The organism is Terricaulis silvestris, assembly GCF_009792355.1.
In the GTDB taxonomy this organism is placed as follows: domain Bacteria; phylum Pseudomonadota; class Alphaproteobacteria; order Caulobacterales; family Aquidulcibacteraceae; genus Vitreimonas; species Vitreimonas silvestris.
The window spans coordinates 2793862-2814898 of sequence record NZ_CP047045.1; the positions used below are offsets into that span (position 1 = coordinate 2793862).

18 protein-coding genes are annotated in these 21037 nt (G+C 63.9%); 5 read left to right on the plus strand and 13 right to left on the minus strand.

Annotated features, from left to right (window positions below):
* Window positions 1-68 precede the first annotated feature (68 nt).
* The gene (locus DSM104635_RS14405; RefSeq protein WP_158766874.1) at window positions 69-686 is read right to left on the minus strand and encodes a ChrR family anti-sigma-E factor; all 618 of its coding nucleotides are present in this window, start codon (window positions 684-686) and stop codon (window positions 69-71) included.
* Entirely contained in the window at window positions 683-1240 is a 558-nt protein-coding gene (locus DSM104635_RS14410) for a sigma-70 family RNA polymerase sigma factor (protein ID WP_228445703.1), read from the minus strand. The genes DSM104635_RS14405 and DSM104635_RS14410 overlap by 4 nt, the downstream gene beginning before the upstream one ends.
* A gap of 185 nt (window positions 1241-1425) precedes the next feature.
* On the opposite strand from DSM104635_RS14410, the gene DSM104635_RS14415 reads away from it, so the two are divergent.
* Window positions 1426-2775, plus strand: a complete 1350-nt coding sequence (locus DSM104635_RS14415; protein WP_158766876.1) for an NAD(P)/FAD-dependent oxidoreductase — start codon at window positions 1426-1428, stop codon at window positions 2773-2775.
* The gene (locus DSM104635_RS14420; protein ID WP_158766877.1) at window positions 2772-3551 is read left to right on the plus strand and encodes a DUF1365 domain-containing protein; all 780 of its coding nucleotides are present in this window, start codon (window positions 2772-2774) and stop codon (window positions 3549-3551) included. Before DSM104635_RS14415 ends, DSM104635_RS14420 begins: the two co-directional genes overlap by 4 nt.
* A gap of 40 nt (window positions 3552-3591) precedes the next feature.
* On the opposite strand, the gene DSM104635_RS14425 is transcribed toward DSM104635_RS14420, so the two are convergent.
* The 3 genes from DSM104635_RS14425 to DSM104635_RS14435 form a co-directional block, all read right to left on the minus strand.
* The gene (locus DSM104635_RS14425) at window positions 3592-5433 is read right to left on the minus strand and encodes a DUF885 domain-containing protein (protein ID WP_158766878.1); all 1842 of its coding nucleotides are present in this window, start codon (window positions 5431-5433) and stop codon (window positions 3592-3594) included.
* Window positions 5434-5525: 92 nt separating this feature from the next.
* A complete protein-coding gene (locus tag DSM104635_RS14430; RefSeq protein ID WP_158766879.1) occupies window positions 5526-5870 on the minus strand; it encodes a P-II family nitrogen regulator in 345 nt (114 codons plus the stop codon).
* 14 nt (window positions 5871-5884) lie between these two features.
* On the minus strand, window positions 5885-6634 hold the full coding sequence (locus DSM104635_RS14435; protein ID WP_158766880.1) for a class I SAM-dependent methyltransferase: 750 nt from the start codon (window positions 6632-6634) through the stop codon (window positions 5885-5887).
* Between the two features lie 24 nt (window positions 6635-6658).
* On the opposite strand from DSM104635_RS14435, the gene gloB reads away from it, so the two are divergent.
* Entirely contained in the window at window positions 6659-7420 is a 762-nt protein-coding gene (gloB, locus tag DSM104635_RS14440; RefSeq protein ID WP_158766881.1) for a hydroxyacylglutathione hydrolase, read from the plus strand.
* Window positions 7421-8090: 670 nt separating this feature from the next.
* On the opposite strand, the gene DSM104635_RS14445 is transcribed toward gloB, so the two are convergent.
* The 7 genes from DSM104635_RS14445 to DSM104635_RS14475 all read right to left on the minus strand — a co-directional run bounded on the left by DSM104635_RS14445 (window position 8091) and on the right by DSM104635_RS14475 (window position 18016).
* Window positions 8091-8861, minus strand: coding sequence for a DUF4908 domain-containing protein (locus DSM104635_RS14445; protein WP_158766882.1), 771 nt, complete (start codon window positions 8859-8861; stop codon window positions 8091-8093).
* An 88-nt stretch (window positions 8862-8949) separates the two neighbouring features.
* Complete coding sequence (locus tag DSM104635_RS14450; protein WP_158766883.1) at window positions 8950-9285, minus strand: hypothetical protein; 336 nt, start codon at window positions 9283-9285, stop codon at window positions 8950-8952.
* Window positions 9286-9378: 93 nt separating this feature from the next.
* The gene (locus tag DSM104635_RS14455; protein WP_158766884.1) at window positions 9379-12207 is read right to left on the minus strand and encodes a M16 family metallopeptidase; all 2829 of its coding nucleotides are present in this window, start codon (window positions 12205-12207) and stop codon (window positions 9379-9381) included.
* Between the two features lie 97 nt (window positions 12208-12304).
* The gene (locus DSM104635_RS14460) at window positions 12305-15079 is read right to left on the minus strand and encodes a vitamin B12 dependent-methionine synthase activation domain-containing protein (RefSeq protein WP_158766885.1); all 2775 of its coding nucleotides are present in this window, start codon (window positions 15077-15079) and stop codon (window positions 12305-12307) included.
* On the minus strand, window positions 15076-16137 hold the full coding sequence (locus DSM104635_RS14465; RefSeq protein ID WP_158766886.1) for a homocysteine S-methyltransferase family protein: 1062 nt from the start codon (window positions 16135-16137) through the stop codon (window positions 15076-15078). The genes DSM104635_RS14460 and DSM104635_RS14465 overlap by 4 nt, the downstream gene beginning before the upstream one ends.
* Entirely contained in the window at window positions 16134-17042 is a 909-nt protein-coding gene (gene metF, locus DSM104635_RS14470) for a methylenetetrahydrofolate reductase [NAD(P)H] (protein ID WP_158766887.1), read from the minus strand. The genes DSM104635_RS14465 and metF overlap by 4 nt, the downstream gene beginning before the upstream one ends.
* Window positions 17039-18016 carry an ArsR/SmtB family transcription factor gene (locus DSM104635_RS14475; RefSeq protein ID WP_158766888.1) on the minus strand — a complete coding sequence of 326 codons (978 nt, stop codon included), beginning with the start codon at window positions 18014-18016 and terminating at the stop codon, window positions 17039-17041. Before DSM104635_RS14475 ends, metF begins: the two co-directional genes overlap by 4 nt.
* 246 nt (window positions 18017-18262) lie before the next feature.
* Here DSM104635_RS14475 and DSM104635_RS14480 point away from each other — a divergent pair, with 246 nt between their 5' ends.
* Together DSM104635_RS14480 and DSM104635_RS14485 are read left to right on the plus strand one after the other, a co-directional pair.
* A complete protein-coding gene (locus tag DSM104635_RS14480; RefSeq protein ID WP_158766889.1) occupies window positions 18263-19162 on the plus strand; it encodes an MlaA family lipoprotein in 900 nt (299 codons plus the stop codon).
* Window positions 19159-19827, plus strand: coding sequence for an MlaC/ttg2D family ABC transporter substrate-binding protein (locus tag DSM104635_RS14485; protein ID WP_158766890.1), 669 nt, complete (start codon window positions 19159-19161; stop codon window positions 19825-19827). Before DSM104635_RS14480 ends, DSM104635_RS14485 begins: the two co-directional genes overlap by 4 nt.
* Here the strand turns inward: DSM104635_RS14485 and DSM104635_RS14490 are convergent.
* The gene (locus DSM104635_RS14490) at window positions 19824-20891 is read right to left on the minus strand and encodes a quinone-dependent dihydroorotate dehydrogenase (RefSeq protein ID WP_158766891.1); all 1068 of its coding nucleotides are present in this window, start codon (window positions 20889-20891) and stop codon (window positions 19824-19826) included. The two genes, DSM104635_RS14485 and DSM104635_RS14490, sit on opposite strands and share 4 nt — an antisense overlap.
* Between the last annotated feature and the right edge of the window lie 146 nt (window positions 20892-21037).

Here is a 21037-nt window from a genome sequence, read left to right on the forward strand (position 1 = left end):
CATGGCGTTCCGGCGGAGCCTATGCCCTAGGTCACGGGCGGGCGGCGAGTGAAAACAGCTAGCGAGTGCTACACATCCGCGTAAGCGAACGCGATCCGACCGAGCAGACCCTTTGGTTTCAGCCGGCCTTCGGTCGCGAAGAGGCAGATGCAGTCCTCATCGCCCTGCACCACCGGCTGGTGGTTCACGTCGGTGTCCGTCGCCGCGAAATCGCCGGTCGAGAACAGCCCGAGTTCGTCGCGGTAGGCGCCTTGCAACACCGTGCAAAACTCAGCGCCGGAGTGCTCGTGCCGCGCAGTCGGCATGCCGGGTTTCACCGAGAGCAGGTAGACGCGATTGTTCGGCGCGTGCGGCGTATCCACTGCTGCCACCCAGACACCGGGTGCGATCCACTTGCGCGGCTTCAGCGGCAAGCGCTCCAGCAACGGACGCGTGTCACGCGCCAGGACAGGCGCCGGCGCCTCATCGAGCCGGCTCATCACGCGCGTCAGCGCATCGGCGGCCACATCGGCGCTCGGCAACTCTTTCAGCGCAGCGCCTGACGCCGCCTCATACGTGAGCACGCTAGCCCGGCAAGCGGAGCACGTCTCCACATGCGCGCCGACGACAAGACCAAACCCAGCCTCAAGCGCTCCAGCGGAATAGGCGGCAAGGACATCGGCGGTGGGGTGATGACGCGGGTTCACTTCAACTGCTCCCAATGCGCGCGCAGCTTTATAAGCGCAAGACGCAGACGTGATTTTACAGTGCCGAGCGGCAGATCGAGTCGCTCAGCGATTTCGGAGTGCGGCCGATCCTCGAAGAACGAGAGCTGCACCACTTGGCGCTGCTCGTCTGAAAGCGCCAAGAGCGCCGCCGAAATCCGCTCTTCGGACTGCGCACGCGCCGCGGCATCGTCCGGAGATTCATCGCCGCTCTCTTCTGGCTGATCGACGAACGCCCGATAGGCGAGTTCGACCTTCTCCCGCCGCAGCCGATCGATCCAGGCGTTGCGGGCGATAACGAAAATCCAAGTCGACGCTTTGGCTTTGTTCGGATCAAACGAAGCGGCGCGCCGCCAGATGTTCACCATCGCATCTTGCGCCAAATCCTCGGCGATGGCGCCGGCGGCCCCGAGGCGGATCAGATAGCCCTTCACCTTCGCCGCATACTTGCAGAACACGAGCGCGAACGCGTCGCGGTCGCCGCCGGCGATCCGCACCAGCAATGCCTCGTCCGTGTCCTCGACGCGGCTATGCACGGCGCGGCGCTCCCTCAAGCGCGGTGGAAACGCCATTCGGACCCGGCCCGGTGAGAGTTCCAACGCACGCATTTGACGTCATACGGACAAGGCGGTCGCCCGGATCACTCTGATCCGCGCGGCTCCGACGCCCGTATCGCCTAGCGAACCAGCCGGTAGCACGCGCGCTGGAGCGAGACAGTGCGATGGCTTTTTCCTCCAGTGGTGCAACGCGCCGGCAAAATATAGCCGTGATCGGCTCGGGCATAGCCGGAATGTCGGCGGCGTGGCTGCTGAGCCGGAAACACGAGGTAACTCTGTTCGAGAAGAACGATCGCCTCGGCGGGCATTCGAACACGGTGAATGTGAAAACGAGCCTTGGCGATACCCCGGTCGATGCCGGCTTTATCGTATTTAACGACCTCACCTACCCGAACCTCGTCGCATTGTTTGAAGAACTCGGCGTTGCAACGAAAACCTCCGATATGTCGTTCGGCGTTTCGCTGAACGGCGGGCAGATGGAATACTCCTCTGTAGGCGCTTCGGCATTCCTGTGCGGCGGACGCAATCTGTTCAGCCCGCGTTTCTGGTCGATGACGCTCGACTTGATGCGCTTCTACAAACAGGCGCCGCTGGAATTGCTGGCCACGCGCGAGAGCATGATCTCGCTCGGCGAATATCTAAAGCTCGGCGGCTATGGCGATGCGTTTCAACGCGATCACTTGCTGCCGCAAGCCGCCGCGATTTGGTCCGCCTCGCTGGCGGAAATCCATCACTATCCGGCCTGCGCGTTTGTGCGGTTCTTCGAGAACCACGGCTTGCTGAAGCTCAAGGGGCGGCCGCAATGGGGCACGGTCGTCGGCGGCAGCCGAGCTTACGTGGAGAAGATCACTGCACCTTATGCCGAACGTGCACGGATCAACGCCGGCGCCGTTTCGATTCGCCGCGATGGCGCGGGCGTCTGGGTGCGCGATGCGCAGGGTAACGCAGAGCGGTTCGACGATGTGGTGATCGCCGCGCATGCTGACGAAGCGCTGGCCATGCTGGAAGACCCAAGCGCCGAAGAGCGCCGCCTGCTCGGCGAATTCCGCTACGCGAAAAACCGCGCCGTACTGCATAGCGACCGCACGCTGATGCCGCGCCGCCAAGCGCTGTGGGCCAGCTGGAACTATGTCGGCGACAATCCGGAGGGCGGCTGTGTCGTTTCGTATTGGATGAACAAGCTGCAGGAGATCGACAGCAAGGAGCAGATCTTCCTCACGCTCAACCCGCAAACCATGCCGCGCGAAAGCACGATCCTCTACGAGACAGAATACGATCACCCGCTCTTCAACGCCGCCGCCATCCGCGCGCAGGAACAGCTCTGGTCCCTGCAAGGCGCGCGCAACACTTGGTTCTGCGGCGCTTACTTTGGCGCCGGATTTCACGAAGACGGCTTGCAAGCTGGCCTCGCTGTCGCCGAGCAGCTTGGCGGCCTGCGGCGACCCTGGAATGTAACGGAAGAATCCGGACGCATCCATTTGCCTGCGCCGATGCCCGGCGCGATCGCTGCATGACGCGCTCGGCGCTCTACACGGGCCACGTTGCCCACATGCGCCCTGGCAAACACCGGCTGCGCTACAGCGTGTTCATGCTCGCGCTGGACTTGGAAGAATTGGACGCGCTCGACGGTGCGTTGCGTCGCTTTTCACTAAACAAGGGCGCGCTGCTCTCCCACTTCGACCGCGATCACGGCGCCCGCACCGACGCACCGCTGCGTCCGCAGATCGAAGCCAAGCTGCGCGAAGCCGGCATCGCGTGGGACGGCGGCCGTATCGTGCTGCTCGCGATGCCGCGGCTGCTGAACTACGTGTTCAACCCGCTCAGCGTCTATTTCTGCTACCGCCGCGACGGCGCGCTCGCAGCCCTCGTGCACGAAGTGAAGAACACTTTCGGCGAGCAGCACTTCTACGTTCTCCCCCCGAGCGTCGCCCCCAACGGCGCCGCGGCGCAGGCCTGTGACAAGAATTTCTTCGTCTCTCCGTTCTTGGAGCAGGACCTGCGCTACGAATTCAACATCACGCCGCCCGGCGAACGCGCGGTGGTGGCGATGACGGTGAAGCGCGGCAAGGATATCGCGCTGACAGCCTCGTTTGCGGGCGAACGGCGCGAACTCACCGACGCGAATATCTTGCGCGCCGTCGCGGGCAATCCGCTGATGACGCTCATGGTTATCGTCGGCATCCACTGGGAAGCCTCGAAAATGTGGCTGAAGGGCGTGCGCTACCTCGGCCGCGGCAAACGTCATGGTCCGCAGACTCCCTCCGTGGATCATGAAAAAGCGGCGGCGTGATCGCTCACGCCGCCGCTCCGTCCGTTCGGTTTTGCGATGCTTACGCTGGCGCCTGCACCGATGCGACCCACTGGTTCACCAACTGCTCGGTGACCGTCAGCGGCGTAGAGCCGTTGGTCAGCAGCGTGTCGTGGAAGCCCTTGAGGTCGAACGCCGCGCCCAGCGTCGTGCGTGCGCTGTCGCGCATGCGCAGGATGGCCTGGCGGCCGACCATGTAGCTGCAGGCTTGGCCGGGGATGACACAATAGCGTTCGATCTCGGTCGTCGTCGAGGTGCGGTCCTGACCGGTGGCCTGCATCATGGAGTCGATCGCTTGCTCGCGAGTCCAGCCTTTCGAGTGGATGCCGGTGTCGACGACAAGTCGCGAGGAGCGGAATGCGGCCGATTGCAGGTAGCCGAGCTTGTTCAGCGGATTGTCGGCGAACATGCCCATCTCGTCGGCGAGCATTTCCGAATAGAGACCCCAGCCTTCGATGAAGGCGCCGAAGAACGACAGCGCCGTGCGGAAGAACGGCAGACCTTCGGCTTCCTGCTGGATCGCGATCTGCCAGTGGTGACCCGGGACGCCTTCGTGATTGCTCAACGCCGGCAGCGAGAATTTCGGCCACTCCGCCGTGTCGCGCAAGTTGATGTAGTACGTGCCCGGGCGCGTGCCATCGAGCGACGCGGGCTGATAGTAGCCGCCCGGCGCGCCGGCCTGGATGTATTCCGGCACGCGCTCGATGCGCAGCGGCTGCGTTGCGAGTACGCCGCACACTTCCGGCATCCGCGCCGTCATCGCCGCGACTTGCGCGTTGAGATCCGCCAGCAGCTGCGTACGGCCAGCGTCGGTGTTCGGGTAAACCTGATCGCGACGGGCGCCGAGCGCTGTCATGCGCGCGGCGACTGTGCCACTGGTCAGGCCGTTGGCGCGGAGGATGGTGTCCATCTCCGCGTTGATCGAGGTCACCAGCTCGACGCCCATATTGTGGATCTCGTCGGCGGTCATATTGGTGGTGGTGTAGTTCTGCAGCGCCACCTCATACATTTCCGCGCCGCGCGGACGGCCCGAGATGCCGGCGTCATGCACCGCGCGCGCACGGATCGCCGTCAGCGCTTCGATCTGACGTTGATACGCGGGCAGCACTTCGTCGCGGACGATAGTCTCGGCGCGCGTGAGGAAACCGGCGCGATCGGCTTCCGGAATTTCGCTGACTTCCGGCAGACGGCGCACCAGCGACGTCACCAGCACTGTCTGTGCCGGCGCCGTGCCGGCAAAACCGCGCAGCTGGTTCACGGCGCCATCGATGCAGAAATCCGGCGGGATCATGCCGGCGCCGGCGTCAGCGGCGATCACGGCAGATTCTTGATCGAGCTTGCGGGCATAGGCGGAGAGACGCGAGAGATACGCTTCCGTCTCGTCGCGGGTGGTCACCGGATGGCGGCTGTCGAGGAAGTCCGGGATCTCTGTATAGGCGCCGCCGAGCTGCGTGACGACGTAAGGCGATTGCGCGCCGCCGCCGAACTCGAACTGTTGCGCGGCGACTTGGTTTTGCATCGACGTCAGCGCCACGTCGTAGGTCACCGGCTCCTGGCCCGTCAGCTGCGCGCGGTCGATGCCTTGTAGCGCGGTGATGGCGCGCTCGGCGATGCCGCGCTGACGAATGAACGCTTCGCGCGAGCTCTCATCGAGCTTGTCGATGAAGCGGCCGCCAGCTTGTTCTTCGCTTACACCGAGGCTCGTCGAACTCTCCGGCGACTCCTTCAGGATATCGATGCAGAGTTGATCGAGCAGCGCGGTGAAGCGCGCGCTGGCGTTGCCGCCGGTCTGGCCGCAACCGGCCGCGGTAATGGCGATGCCGGCAGCCGTAGCGCCCATCAGAGCGCGCCGCGTCATATGCATGGAAAGTCCCCTCGAAACTCTGTTGGATTGAGCCAGGGGCTTAGCATAGCGGGGCAGCGCCCGCCCACCGCCTGGGCTGCGACGAACAGCCGTCAGGACTCGACGGCGGCCTGCCCGGTTTCGCCAGTGCGAATGCGCTGAATGGCGTCCAGGTCAACCACCCAGACCTTGCCGTCGCCAATTTTGCCGGTTTTGGCGGCATTGGCGAGAGCGTCCACGACGGCGTCGACGCGCTCAGCCGGGACTGCGATTTCGACCTTCACCTTGGGCAGCAATTTCACTTCGTACTCGGCGCCGCGATAGACCTCGGTCTTGCCCTTCTGCCGTCCGAAGCCGCGCACTTCAGAAACCGTCAGCCCGCCAACGCCGGCGTCCTTCAGCGCGTCGATCACCGGGTCGAGGCGGCTCGGCTTGATGATGGCGGTGATGAGCTTCATGGCGCGTTTAAACGTCAGCCATCGCGCTTGGGCAAGCTTCCCGGCGCGCCCTCGCGCGATCTGTCCGGCGCCTTGGCTAAAAGGACACGACCCTGCGAGCGCGCAGTGCTGGCGTAGAGCCGCTTCACCGCCTCCATCAGCACCAGCCCGCCCTGCGCCGGCCACACCATCTCGCCCACCCGCTCGAACGCCTCCGCCGCACGCACGAAGGGCGTCCATGTCGATGGTGGCGCGTAAAGCGCGCGTGCGGAGACAACCGGCTCGAACATGGCGTCGCTGAGGAGCGTGACGAGCTGCGTGCGAGAATATGGGCGACCGTGTCCAAACGGCGTTGCGCCCGATTGCGCCCACAGGCTCCACCGGTTGGCTGCGATGACGACGAGCCGGCCTTCCGGCGCCATGACGCGCCAGACCTCGCGCAGCATGGCGTGCGCGGCGCTGGTCTCTTCGAGCGCGTGCACCATGAGCACGCGGTCAAACACGGCGTCCATGAAAGGCAGCCGCGCCTCGTCGGCGAGAGAGCTGAGCGTCAGCCCTTCGCCCGGCCACGGCTCCACACCCTGCTCGGCCGGCATCATCACCACGGCGCGCCGCGCGGTTTGGCGCACACGGCCAAGGTACGGGACCGGATAGCCGATACCCAGAATGTCCAGCCCTTCGACATTGGGCCAAAGCGCACCGAGCCGCCGCGTCGCCGCACGGCGCACGACGTCGCCAAGCGGCGACGCGTAGAAGCGTTGGAGGGCTAGAACATCGACGCGCATGGGTAGAGAGGGCTAAGCTAGGACATGCTTCAAATCCATCAATTCCCCTGCCTGTCGGACAATTACGGGTTCCTCATTCACGATCCCACCAGCGGCGCGACCGCGGCGATCGATACGCCTGACGCTGACGAGATCATGCGCCAGGCCGACGCCAAGGGCTGGCGCGTCACTGATATCTGGAACACCCACTGGCACCCCGATCACGCCGGCGGCAACGCCGCCATCAAGGCGAAGACCGGCGCCCGCGTCACCGGTCCGCGCGAGGTGGAGCGCATCAGCGCAGCGCCCGATCGCGTTGTCGACGAAGGCGACCGTGTGCAGCTCGGCGGCATCGAAGCGTGCGTGCTGAATGTCGGCGGGCATACGTTGGGGCACATTGCTTACGTGTTCGACGCGGAGAAGGTCGCGTTCGTCGGCGATGCCCTGTTCTCAATGGGATGCGGGCGCTTGTTCGAAGGCACGCCGGAGCAGATGTGGACCAGCCTGTCCAAGATCGCCGCCCTACCGCGCGACACCACGCTCTACTGCGCGCACGAATACACCGAGGCCAACGCGCGCTTCGCGATCTACTACGATCCGATCAACCAGGATTTGCAGGCGCGCGTCGCCGAAGTGAAGCGCCTGCGCGCTGAGGGCAAGCCGACTGTGCCGATGTCGCTCGATTTGGAGCTGCGCACCAACCCGTTCCTGCGCGCGCCGTTGCTGAAGCATTCAATCATGAAGCCGGAGGCCACAGACGTCGAAGCGTTCGCGGATCTGCGCGCGCGTAAGGACAGCTTCAAATGAAGGGGATTTTCAGCGCCGTTGCCGTTTTTCTAGCTGTATCCGCCGGCTTTCCGCCGGCCGCTCATGCCTGCGCTCCGCCATCCTACGACACGCCCTTCATCGCGTCGGCACGCACGCTCAACCCGGATGGCACATGGCGCACCGTGCGCATCAGCGCTTATGGCTTTGATGAGGATCAACGGAACCCTGTCGGATCGATGTATTGGCTTCGAATCGAAGCCGCCGACGCTCGATCGTCAACCGGTCACCTAGCAGCTATCCTCGATATCGATCGGGGCAGCGCGCAACTCTTCCCATCTGGCCGAGCGCGGTCAGCGGCCGATCGTGTTTATTGGGTGAGTTCGATGCAGGCTGCTGCAACCCAATTCGGCTTGTCCACTGGCTTCATCGATCCGGATCGAGCGTGGGACACAGAATATCCGGGAGGACCGGAGATACGCCGCTACGCAAATCGCCCGTGCGCCTTCCACACGGAAGCGAGTGGGGCTTGGTCATGCTTTGATCAAGTCGGCGTCCCGTTGGCGATGGGGCCACGCGTAGGTGAGATCAGCTTTCGAGTGGTATGGCTCAGAGAGGAGCAACAGCGCTCGACATCATTTGCCGTGCCGAGCGGCTATGTGCGCTTGGAACGCCCGCCCGCATCAATGCAAGGGGTGACCTGTTAGGCGGCTTACTGCTCCGGCCCCTGCACTTCGCCCGTCACCACGTTGCGCACGGTGTTGGACGACGGGCGCCCTGCGTAGCCCATTTGCGGCGCGACCTGGATGAAAAGCTGATCGCCCCGCATCGCGATGCGGGGCGTGTTGCCGACGGTGATGACGACGCGGCGCACGTTGGTCATTGGCGCGGCAGCCAAGCCCTCCGCCGCGCGCTCGGCGGCGTCGACCACTACACCCGCGACGGGCGCCGACATTTGCGCCGGCACCGTGAACGTCACGGTCTGCCCGACACGGCGGCGTGCCTGCGCCTGGAGCGCGCGGAAACGCGCCTGCATGTCGGCGACCGCAATCGCCTGAGGCGTCAACCGCGCGACGCGGCCTTCTTCGGACGCGGCAGCGCCCGTGCGTATCGCGCGCGTGTAAACGATGACGCCGCCATGCGGCGTCACCCGCAGCATGAGCCCGCCGTCTTCGGTTCGGTAGATTTCGCCGCCGCCAGCCGCCATCGCCGGGCGCAGCACGTGGACTTCGTCGTCGCCCTCAAAACGGAGCAAGGCGGCGCGACCGCCGGAGCGGTCGAATACGAAGCGGACACCGCCGTCCGGCGTGGCATAGCGGGTCGCGCCCGCGGCGCTTTGATAGAGCCCTTGCACCGGCGGCGGCGCGGGGGCCGCGCGTTGGTCCTGGGCCTGAGCCAAGCCCGGCACGGCTGTCAGCGTCAGCGCAGCGGCAACTGCCGCGGCGCCGCGCCCTGTCAGACTCGGCCCGAAGGAATGGCTCATGGGTGTTGAGAAGAGCGCGGAGACCTGGGCGCTTTTTTGGCGCTGTTGCAGGCCCTGGGCGCCAGTGTTGCGGCAAAGCCGCACCGAACTAGGCGTCTTTGCGTCTTGGATCGGGTTTAGCCGAGAAATATGCTGCTTCCTCGGTCAGAGCCGCCAGTTCGACCGCGCTGGACTCCCAGACCATGGGTTCGAGCCGCAGCGGCTCGAACGTGACCGGCACAAAGCGCGGCCGAGTCGGCTCACTGGCTGCCGCCATCGCCACAAGCCGTGGTAGCGGCGCGGCGCGTGGCGCGTCAGCCGGAAGTTCAGGCGGGAGCCGCAGAACCACGCGTTCGCCGAAGTTCGGCGGATCGGCCAGGGAGAGGTCCCCGGCTACGCCGACCGCGAACGACAAGGTGCTGAGCACCAAGGCGGTCCCGACCACGCGTATGAGGTTCGAAACGTTCAAGCGCTCAAAGTTAACTGAGTCGCGCCCGAGCGTCACGCCACGACAGGCGCGACGCTCGGGGAAAAGGTCCTATCGCAGCGTTTCGCTGTCCAAGTTTAGGTCCGACGCTGGAATGCGCTCAACCTCACGCCGCACCCGCCGGAAGGCGTCGTAGAATAGGTCGGCGTCGCCCACGATGACCACGTCCGCCCGCGCCGGATCGAAATATCGCGCCGCGGCCGCTTGGGCTTGCTCTGGAGTCACGCTCGAAACGTCGGACACGTAGGTGCTGAGCCGTTCCGGCGGCAGGCCGTAGAGCGCCAACGTCGAGATTTGGCCCGCCAGACCGGCCGTGGTCTCAACGGCGCGGCCGAAATTGCCGATCAGCACGGCCTTGCGCGCCGTGAGTTCGTTTGCCGGCACCAGTTCGTCGCCGATGCGATCAATCTCGCCGGTCATGAGCTGATAAACCTGCACAGCCGCATCGTTCCGCGTTTGCGCGCTCGCGATGATCGGCCCCGCCGCCACGCGCGCCGCGAGGCTTGAGCCTGCGCCGTACGAGAGACCGCGGCGAATGCGTATCTCGAGATTGAGCCGCGCCGAGTAACCACCGCCCAGCACGTTGTTGGCGACGAGCAGCGGGAAATAATCGGCATCAGTCCGCGCCACGCCGCGCAGGCCCATCGAAACCGCTGCCTGCCCGGTATCCGGCAGATCGACCACGATCGCACGCACCGGCTGAGCCCATGCGCTCGCATCCGGTTGTGCGGGACGCGCACCGGTCGTCCGCGCCCAATCGCCAAAGTAGCGTTCAGCCAGCGCAAAGCCCTGATCGGCGGACACATCGCCGGTGATGACAAGCACCGCCGCATCCGGTCGCCAATACGTGCGGTGGTAGCCGCCCATATCGTCACGCGTGATGGCGCTGATGGTCGACTGCGACGCAATCGCGCCGTAAGGCGCGTCGCCGTAAAGCGCGCGCGTCATGGCGAAGCCAGCGATAGAGCCCGGCTCACTCAGCGCGACTTGCAGGCCATCGAGCGCTTCCTGTCGCGCGCGTTCCAGCTCTTCCTGCGCGAAGGCCGGATTGCGCGCGACATCAGCGAACACCGTGAAGGCGTCGTTGACGCGATCGGAGCGGGTTTGCAGCGACACCGCAGACGAATCCGCGCCTGCGCCCGAGCCGATGGTGGCGCCCAGTGATTCAATCTGGCTCGCGATCTGCGTCGCACTTCGTGTGGTCGTACCGCGCGTCAGCAGGTCGGCGGTCATGCCAGCCAAACCAGCCCGGCCACGCGGATCGGCGCTGCCGCCGTAGCCGACGCGAAGGTCGGCGCTAACGAGCGGCAAAGCACGGTTTGGCGCGACGATGACGCGCAAACCGTTCGCCAGCGTCCGCTCAGCCGTTTGCGGAATGCGCGCATCGACGGGCGCGCCTGGCGTCGGCGGCGCTTCGCGTTGCGCTTCCGGCGCCAGTTCAAACACCGTGATCTCGGACGCCGGAATGTTGAGCGCACGCGCCTGGATCGTTGACGACGTCGCGATCGCATCGCCAGTGACGCCTTCCTGCTCCGGCAGGTAACGCACCACGACGCGGCGGCCGTCATTCAGGATCGAACGCGCCACGCGCTGCACATCGGCGGCGGTCGTGTTCTGGATCGCGGCCAGCAGACGATCAGCGTAAGCCGCATCGCCATAGCGAATGACGGAATCCGCCAGCTCTTCAGCACGGCCATATGCTGTCTCGCGACCTTGGATAGTGGCCGTAACGATCTCGTTCTTGGCTTCGTCGAGCTCGGCCTGGCTCACCGGCTCATCGCGCATGCGCGCGATCTGCGCCGAGAGCGCCGCAACGCCGGCTTCCGCGGTTTGATCGCCAGAGAGGATCGCAAATAGCGAATACGCGCCCGGGTCCTGTGTGGCTTCGAGATTGGTGAAAACCTCCGCCGCGACCTGCTGGTCATACACCAGCGATTGATACAGCCGCGACGACTCGCCGTTCGACATGATGGCATCAAGCACGAACAGCGCGGGCAGATCGGAGCTCGTGGATGCAGGCTGCGGATACGATATCATCACCGCCGGCAACGGCACATTCGGCGCATAGACGGTGTACTCGCGCGGCTGCGTGCGTACAGGCTCAGTCGGATAATCGCGCGGAATGGCGCGCGACGGCCGTTCGATGTCGCCAAAATACTGGTTCACCCAAGCATCGAGCTGCGCTTGGTTGAAATTCCCGGACACGACCAGGATGGCGTTGTCCGGGCGATAATATTGTTCGTGAAACGCGCGAACATCATCGACAGTCGCCGCATCAAGATCCTCGATCGAACCAATGCCAGGGCGGCCGTACGGGTGCACTGTGAAATTGGCTTGCGACATGTAGAGGCCGAACAAGCGGCCATACGGCGACGCCAGAATGCGCTGGCGCAGCTCCTCTTTCACAACATCGCGCTCACTGTCGAACGTAGCTTCGTTCACCACCAGCGAGCTCATGCGGTCCGCTTCGGCCCACAGAATGCGCTCGAGGTGATTGGCGGGGACGGCTTCGTAATAGTTGGTGAAGTCGTCGTAGGTGGAGGCGTTGTTGAAACCGCCGACGTCCTCGGTCAGGCGGTCGAACTGTTCCGCCGCCATGTTGCGCGTCGACTTGAACATGATGTGCTCAAACAGGTGCGCGAACCCGGAGCGCCCGATCGGATCATCGACCGAGCCGACATCGTACCAAACCTGAACCGAGACGTTCGCCGCGTTCGCATCCGGCATCGAATAGACGCGCAGCCCATTGTCCAGCGTGCGCGTCGTGTACTGAAGCGGCTCAACCTGCAGCGCGCCTTCACCGCCGCTTTGCGGCGCCGACGACGTGGCGCACGCGGCCAGGGCGAGCGCAGCGGCCAAGAGCGAGATCATCTTTTTCATGGTCGTCCCCGAGTTTCGGGGCCGGTCTTAGCAGGGCGCGCGAAGCCCCGGCTAGTCGATTGCGACAGGCATCGCGCCCTTGCGGACGAATGGAACCTTAGCCCGCCTTCGCTATCACAGGGTGATACGCGAGGATCGGCGACAACCAGCGCTCTGTCGTCGCGATGTCCCAACCCTTACGGCGTGCATAATCGGCCACCTGATCGCGATCGATCTTGCCGACGCCGAAATACTCAGCCTGCGGATGCGCGAGATAGAGGCCCGAGACGGAAGACGGCGGCGTCATCGCCAAGCTTTCGGTGAGATCGATGCCAGTGCGCACGCGTGCATCGAGCAGATCGAAAATCGTGGTCTTCTCGGTGTGATCGGGTTGCGCCGGATACCCGGGCGCCGGCCGGATGCCTTTGTACTTTTCAGCGATGAGGTCGTCCGTGCTCAGACCCTCGTCTTTCGCGTAACCCCAAAGCTCACGCCGCACCTTCGCGTGCAGCGCTTCCGCAAACGCCTCCGCCAAGCGATCGCACAACGCTTGCGCCAGAATCGCGGAGTAATCGTCATTGGCGCGCCTAAAGCGAATGGCGACGTCTTCCTCGCCAAGCCCGGCCGTCACTGCGAACGCGCCGATGTAATCAACGACTCCTCCTCCCCCTTGCGGGGAGGAGGTTGGGAGGTGGGGGGCGTTCAAACGATCAGGCGCCTGAGCGTCTGCACGCCCCCCTTCACCCTGCCCTCTCCGCCGCGAGGGGGGAGAGGGTTCTAGTGGAGCGATAAAATCCGCCAAAGCGAGACTCGTCTTGCCTTCGCCTTTGTCCATCTGCTGCCGCAACGTGCACAGCCGCGCCAATTCTTGCGCGCGCGTTTCATCCTGCCAAAGCACGATATCGTCGCCGTCACGATTTGCCGGCCAGAAGCCGACGACACCCGACGCCCGCACCCAGTTTTCGGCCACGAGTTGATCCAACATCGCACGCGCATCGGCGTACAGCGAGCGCGCGGCTTTGCCGACGATCTCATCCTCGAGGATCGCCGGATAACGCCCAACCAAATCCCACGACGCAAAGAATGGCGTCCAGTCGATGTACGGCACCAGGTCGGCCAGCGGGAAATTGTCGAACGATCGCACGCCAAGAAAACTCGGCTTCACTGGCGCAAAGTCCAACTTCAGCGCCCGCTCCCGCGCTTTCGCGATCGGCAGACGCGGACGCTTGTCCTGACCGGCGAGATAGCTCTCGCGCGCCGCGTTCTGATCCGCCTTGGCTTCCGCGATCAGCGTGTCGCGGTCAGCGCCGAGCAGCTTTTGCACCACGGGCACCGCGCGCGAAGCGTCGTTTACATAAAGCGTGAGCCCTGAATACGCTGGCGCGATCTTCACGGCAGTATGCGTGCGCGACGTCGTCGCCCCGCCGATCAGCAGCGGCAGCTTCATGCCCCGCCGTTGCATTTCGCTGGCGACGAACACCATTTCGTCGAGGCTCGGCGTGATCAGCCCCGACAGCCCAATCGCATCGGCGCCGATCTCGTTGGCGCGATCCAGGATCTTGTCGCATGGCACCATGACGCCGAGATCGTCGATCTCGTAACCGTTACATTGCAGCACGACGCCGACAATGTTCTTGCCGATGTCATGCACGTCGCCTTTCACGGTCGCCATCACGATCTTGCCGTTCGATTTGCCAGCCATGCCGGTGCGCTGCTTTTCCTCTTCCATGTACGGAATGAGGTGCGCCACCGCCTGTTTCATCACACGCGCCGACTTCACCACTTGCGGCAAGAACATCTTCCCAGCGCCGAACAGGTCGCCGACGATGCCCATGCCGTCCATCAACGGACCTTCGATCACATGCAGCGGACGCTCCGCTTGCAGCCGCGCTTCTTCCGTATCTTCGACGATAAATTCGTTGATACCATGCACCAGCGCGTGGCTGAGCCGTTCGCGCGCAGGCTTCTCGCGCCACGCCAAGTCTTTCGTCGTATCGCGCTTCTTGCCGCCGCCTTTGACCTGCTCGGCCATCTCCAGCAGCCGCTCTGTTGCGTCGTTGCGGCGATTGAGCAGCACGTCTTCAACGCGCTCGCGCAATTCCGGTTCGACATCGTCGTACAGCGTCAGCGACCCAGCGTTGACGATGCCCATGTCCATGCCGGCGCGGATGGCGTGGTAGAGAAACACGGCGTGCATCGCCTCGCGCACCGTCTCGTTGCCGCGAAACGAAAACGAGACGTTGGAGACGCCGCCCGACACATGGGCATGTGGTAGCTCAGCGCGGATGTAAGCCGTCGCCTCGAAAAACGCCTTGGCGTAGTCGGCATGCTCTTCGATTCCCGTCGCCACCGCGAAGATGTTGGGATCAAAGATGATGTCTTCCGGCGGGAAGCCGTTGTCCGTGAGCAATTTGTAGGCGCGCGTACAGATATTGATCTTGCGCTTGGCTGTATCGGCCTGCCCCTGCTCGTCGAACGCCATCACCACGGCGGCGGCGCCGTAACGGCGCACCTTGCGAGCGTGCAACAAGAATGCGTCCTCGCCTTCCTTCATGCTAATCGAGTTCACGATCGACTTACCCTGCGCGCACTTCAATCCCGCCTCGATCACCTCCGACTTGGAAGAGTCGATCATCAGCGGAATCTTCGCGACGTCTGGCTCTGACGCGATCAAGTTCAAGAACCGCGTCATCGCCGCCGGGCCATCGATCATTGCCGCGTCGACGTTGACGTCGAGCACATTGGCGCCGCTCTCGACCTGCTGCAGCGCCACTACGAGCGCGCCGGCGTAATCGTCGGCTTCGATCAGCTTCCTAAATTTCGCTGAGCCGGTGACGTTGGTACGCTCACCGACGATGACGAAATTGGCAAAGAGGTTGGTATTCTCGCTCACGCGACCGCCGTAAACGGTTCGAGGCCGGCGAGACGCATGCGCACATCATGCGCCACAGCCACACGCGGTTTCACGCCTTCAACCGCATGCTTCAGATGCGCGATGTGATCGGGCGTCGTCCCGCAGCAGCCGCCTGCAATGTTGAGCAGACCGCACTTCGCCCACTCCGCGTAGTGCGCTTCCATCGAATGCGCGGTCTCATCGTACCCGCCCATCGCATTCGGCAAGCCCGCGTTCGGATATGCGCTCACAGCGCAGTCCGCCACGCGCGCGAGATCGGCGAGGAACGCGCGCATGTCGGCGGGGCCGAGCGCGCAGTTCAGGCCAATCGCCCACGGATTGGCGTGGCGCACCGAATTGTAGAACGCCTCCACTGTCTGCCCCGACAGCGTGCGGCCAGAGCGATCCGTGATCGTACCGCTGATCCAGATCGGCAGTTCCACCCCGGTTTTGTCGAACGCCTCCCACACGCCCCACAGCGCCGCCTTGCAGTTCAAGGTGTCGGTGATGGTTTCGATCAGGATGAGATCGGAGCCGCCCTCGATCAGCCCAAGCGTCTGTTCTTCGTAGTTCGCGGCCATCGTGTCGAAGTCGCAATCGCGCCGGCCGGGATCGCCAACCTCCGGCGACATCGACAACAACTTCGTCGTCGGCCCCAGCGCGCCAGCGACCGCGCGCGGCTTGCCGTCAATCTTCTCGAACTTAGCGCAAGCCTCACGCGCCAACCGCGCGCCCTCGACGTTTAATTCATACGCAATGTCCGCCAGCCCGTACTCCGCTTGACTGATCCGCGTCGCACTGAACGTGTTGGTTTCGATAATGTCGGCGCCGGCTGCGAGATAGGCGTCGTGCACCTGCGTGATGACCTCAGGCTTGGTTAGCGACAACAGGTCATTGTTGCCCTTCAGCGCGCTCGCATGATCGGCGAAGCGCGCGCCATGGAAATCCTCGGACGTCAGCCCAAAGCCCTGCAGGTACGCGCCCATCGATCCATCGAGGATCAAAATACGCTTCGCCAATTCCGCGTTCAGCGCGGCCAATCGCTGCTGCCGGTTCATTGCACCGCCTCCTTCACGCGCACGCCCAGAATGCGGCAGATCGCCAACGCCAAGTCGGCGCGGTTGAGCGTGTAGAAATGGAAATCCCGCACGCCTTCCGCCGAAAGCCGCGCGCAGAGCTGCGCCGTCGTCACCGCCGTCACCAGCCGCCGCGTTTCGGGATCGTCGTCTAGCCCTTCGAACAATTGGATCATCCAGCGCGGCAACGTCGCGCCGCATGCATCGGTCATCTTCTTCAAGCCCTTCACATTGGTGACGGGCATTATGCCGGGCAAGATCGGCGCATAGACGCCCGCGCGCGCAAGGCGGTCGCGGAAGCGCAGAAACACATTCTCATCGAAGAAGAATTGCGAAATGCCGCGCGTCGCGCCTGCGCCGAGCTTGCGTTTGAACGTCTCGATATCGTGATCGAAGCTCGGACTCGACGGATGCTTCTCGGGATGCACCGCGACCGAAATGTCAAAATTGCCGATGCGCGCGGCCGTCTCAACCAGCTCCACCGCGCTCGCATAACCGTTAGGATGCTGCAGGTACGGCATGCCGACGCCGCCCGGCGGATCGCCACGCAGCGCCACGATGCGCCGCACGCCCGCGCGCCAATAGTCGCGTAACACGCCATCCACTTCCGCTTTGCTTGCGGCAACGCACGTCAGGTGCGCGGCGGGCTTCAGTGAAGTGTCGGTGACGATGCGCGCGACGGTGCGGTGCGTACGGTCGCGCGTTGACCCGCCCGCGCCGTAGGTGACCGAGACAAAGCTCGGCCCCAGCGGCTCAAGCTTGCGGATCGACTCCCAAAGCGTCGCTTCGAGTGCGTCTGACTTTGGCGGAAAGAACTCGAACGACACGCTCGGGCGCTTCACGCGTTCGGCAGCGTTCGCGAGCAGTGTTGGTGCATGCGCGCTCACGCTTTGCTCCCCGCCCAAATTTTCACTGTGAGAGAGTCGCGCTTCTTCGGCGCCAACGCCGTCGCCTTCACGCTCCGCACGCCCGCACCCTCACACCACTCTACAACTTCCGCGTCGTCAAAGCCCAAACGTCGATGGGCGTGCTCTTCGCGCAAGAATTCCAAGTCGTGGCGCGCGAAATCGACGATCACCAAACGCCCGCCCGGCTTCAGCATGCGCGCTGCCTCAGCGATGGCGCGACCTGGGTCGGAGAGGAAGTGCAGCACTTGGTGGATCGTCACCAGATCCGCCGCGCCGTGCGGAATCGGGGGCGCATAGGCATCACCGAAACGCACGACCGCTTTCGCTTTCAAATCATCCAACGACGCCCGCGCAATCGCGAGCATTTGGCGCGACGTGTCGAAGCCTTCCGCGCGGCGCACGCGATCGGCAAAGAGCTGGATCATCCGCCCCTGCCCGACGCCGACGTCCACCATCAGATCAAATGGCCCCGCTCCCGCAGCGGCGAGAATCGCGCTGTCGATATCCGCTTCCGGCAAGTGCAATGCACGCACGCGATCCCAGTCCGCCGCGTTACGCTCGAAGTAGGCCGCCGCCGCTTCGTCGCGCGCCGAGCGTATCGCACCGAGCCGTTCGGCATCGCGCACCAAGATCGGATCGCCCGGATCGAGCATCGCCAGCGCCGCTTCGGCCAGGTGCCGCTCAGTCGAGTGCAGACGGGGCAAACGATAGAACACCCACGCCCCCTCCGGCGCGCGCTCCACCAACCCGGCCTCAGTCATCAGCTTCAGATGCCGGCTCACGCGCGGTTGGCTCTGATCCAGAGCTTGCGCCAGCTCCCCTACCGCGAGTTCGCCTTCGGTGAGCAGCGCCAAGGCGCGAAGCCGGGTTTGCTCCCCGGCCGCCTTCAGCGCACCAACCACGCGGGACGCATCGCGGCGCTCTGGCACCGGCAGGGTTGGAGATATAAACATATCTTTATATCACACGGGCGAAGAGGTTTTGGAAGTCCCTTCGATGGGCGCGCCCGAGAGCTTGGGGAAAACTTAATCTGGCTGTTGCGCTGGCGCCGCGCCGATCCAATTACAAAGATATTTCAAAGATTTAGCTGGCGCAGCCTGAGCCGCAAGCAAGCGCGCGTATTCACGCACCACACAGCTGAGTTTGATTAACCCTGATCCGTTATTATTTGGCGCGTGGACCAAACGGGACGTCTGCGAATGCGGGGACTTATTTCAGCGTTGAGCTTTGCAGCGTGCCTTGCCACGCCTGCGCTCGCGCACGCCCAAGAGGCGGGGCCCGCTGATCCGTGGGAAGGCTTCAACCGCCAAATGTTCGCGATCCACGAAGGCGTGGACAAAGCCGTGCTCGAACCGGTTGCGCGCGGCTATCGCGCCATCACACCCCGGCCAGTGCGCCAGGGCGTGCTGAACCTGCTGCGCAATCTTCGCGGCCCCGTGATTTTCGCCAACGATGTCTTGCAGGGCGAATTCAGCCGCGCCGGCACAACGGCCGTGCGGTTCGGCGTGAACTCAACAATCGGCATCGCCGGCATTTTCGATCCCGCTACGAGCATGGGACTCGATCGCCACGATGAAGACTTTGGCCAAACCCTTGCGGTGTGGGGTGTCGATTCTGGCCCCTACCTGTTCATCCCGCTGATGGGACCGACGACGTTGCGCGATGGCGCTGGCAGCATTGTGGATGTCGGCATTGATCCACTTACGTACGCCGATTTCGACGAAGCCGATGACGTGCGCATCGCGCGCGTAATTCTCTCAGGCGTTGCAGCGCGCGAACTCGTGCTCGACACCGTTGATGATATTCGCCGGGATTCTTTGGACCCATACGTCACCATCAGGACTTCCTATGGATTACTGCGCGAAAGCGCGATCCAGAACGGTCCCGCCGATGTCGAAGATTTGCCGGAGTTCGAGGACATTGATGAACAACCGGCAACGCCCGGTGACGTCGATGCGCCAAGTGACAACGGTGTGACTGGGGACAATTCGCAACAGGTTGGCGCGATCCAAAATGAGGACGCGACCGTAACCTTGGCGGAAACACCCGACGCACCCACCTCGAAGAAACGTCAAAAACCATCAGGAGAGCAGCAGTGATCACTCGCCCCATTTCCCGCGCCGCACTTCTTGCCGGCATGTTGGGTGTCGGGCTGCTGGCCGCGGCGCCCAACGCGTACGCGGCGCGCAACACTGAAGCCGAGACCTACGTTCAGGCGAATGCCGCGAGCGCGTTGCGCACGCTGGGCGACAACAACATCTCGTCGACGCAGCGCCGGCAGACATTCAATACTTTGATGGCGCAGTTCTCGGACATGCCGCGCATCGCCAATTTCGTACTCGGCCGCTACAGCGCGCAATTGCGCTCCGACGCGACGCTTCGCACGGAGTGGACGCGCACGTTCCAGGAATACGCGATCGCCGTGTACGAAGATCGCCTCGCCCGCTTCAGCGGCAGTGCCATACGCGTCACCGGTTCGACCGAACGCGTCGCCGGCCGCGACGTGATCGTCACCAGCGAAATCGAGCCGCGCGGTGGCGGTCGCGCCATGACGGTGCAGTGGCGCCTGCTTCGCTCCGGCAATGCGTGGAAGGTTGTCGACGTTTCGCTCTTGCTCGAGGGCAATCAAATTTGGTTGGCCCAGCAACAGCAGCGCGACTTCCTGGCTGAACTCGATAGCAACAACGGCGACATTCGCGCCCTCATGACCGACATCCGCGGTATGACTACGGCAATGCGCCAGCGCGTTGTCGCCCGCAGCTAAGCGCGCGCTTCGGCGCCGATAATTTCGCTCACTGAATCGACGCCCTCGGCGGCCAACAGGCCGTCGAGTTCGTCCAAGATGCGGGCAACGAGGCTCGGCCCCTGATAGACCAGCGCCGAGTAGAGCTGCACGGCGGTTGCGCCCGCTTTCAGCTTGGCGAATGCGGTCAGGCCGTTTTCCACGCCCCCGACGCCGATCAGCGGCAGACGCCCGTCAAGCACTTGCGCAAAAAGGCGCAGAACGTGCGTCGAAATCTGAAACAACGGCTGACCGGATAGCCCGCCCTGCTCTTCGCGGTTGTCCGACGTCAAATGCGGCGGACGCTGCAGCGTAGTGTTGGAGACGATGAGCGCATCGAGGCTGTACGCCAGCGCCAGTTCGGCAATGTCGCGCACCGCCGTTTCATCGAGATCCGGCGCCACCTTCAAGAACAAAGGCCGCGCGCCGTGAGCCGCTTCCAGCATGCCGCGCGCTTCGCGCAGGCGCCCAAGCAAATCCTCCAACGCGCCGCGTTCCTGCAAGCCCCGCAAGCCCGGCGTGTTGGGCGACGAGATGTTCGCTGTCACATACGCGGCATGCTTCCAGACCCGGCCCATGCCGAGCACATAATCAGCCGCGCGATCGGTGCTGTCCCTGTTGGCGCCGACATTGGCGCCGACCACACCTTTGCGATGCGCCCGCGCGCCGAGATGATCCGCGAAGGCGTCCAGGCCTTTATTGTTAAAGCCCAACCGGTTGATGACAGCGCGGTCTTCGCTCAAGCGAAAGATGCGCGGACGTTCATTGCCCTCTTGCGGGCGTGGTGTGACGGTGCCGCATTCGACGAAGCCAAAGCCGGCGGCAAGCAAAGCGTCGGGCGCTTCGCAATTCTTGTCGAAGCCCGCCGCCATACCGATCGGGTTAGGAAGCTCGAGCCCCGCCAAGCTTGTCTTCAACCGCGGCCAGCGATCGGCGCGCGCGCGCGAGCCAAGCCCCGAGCGCAACGCTACGAGCGCGGCGTGATGCGCCGTTTCCGGATCGATCAAGCGCAGCGCGCTGGTGACGAGGTCTTGGGGCGAACTCACGTGCGGTTTGGCTTGGCCGATTCCATCGCGCCTCGCCTAGCACAGCCTTCGCGCCGCGCCGTACCACACGACTTTAGATTGCAATTTTTACGCCACACAACTCGGAATAATATCCTATCTATGGGTTGAAAGTCCTCGTCCAGCAG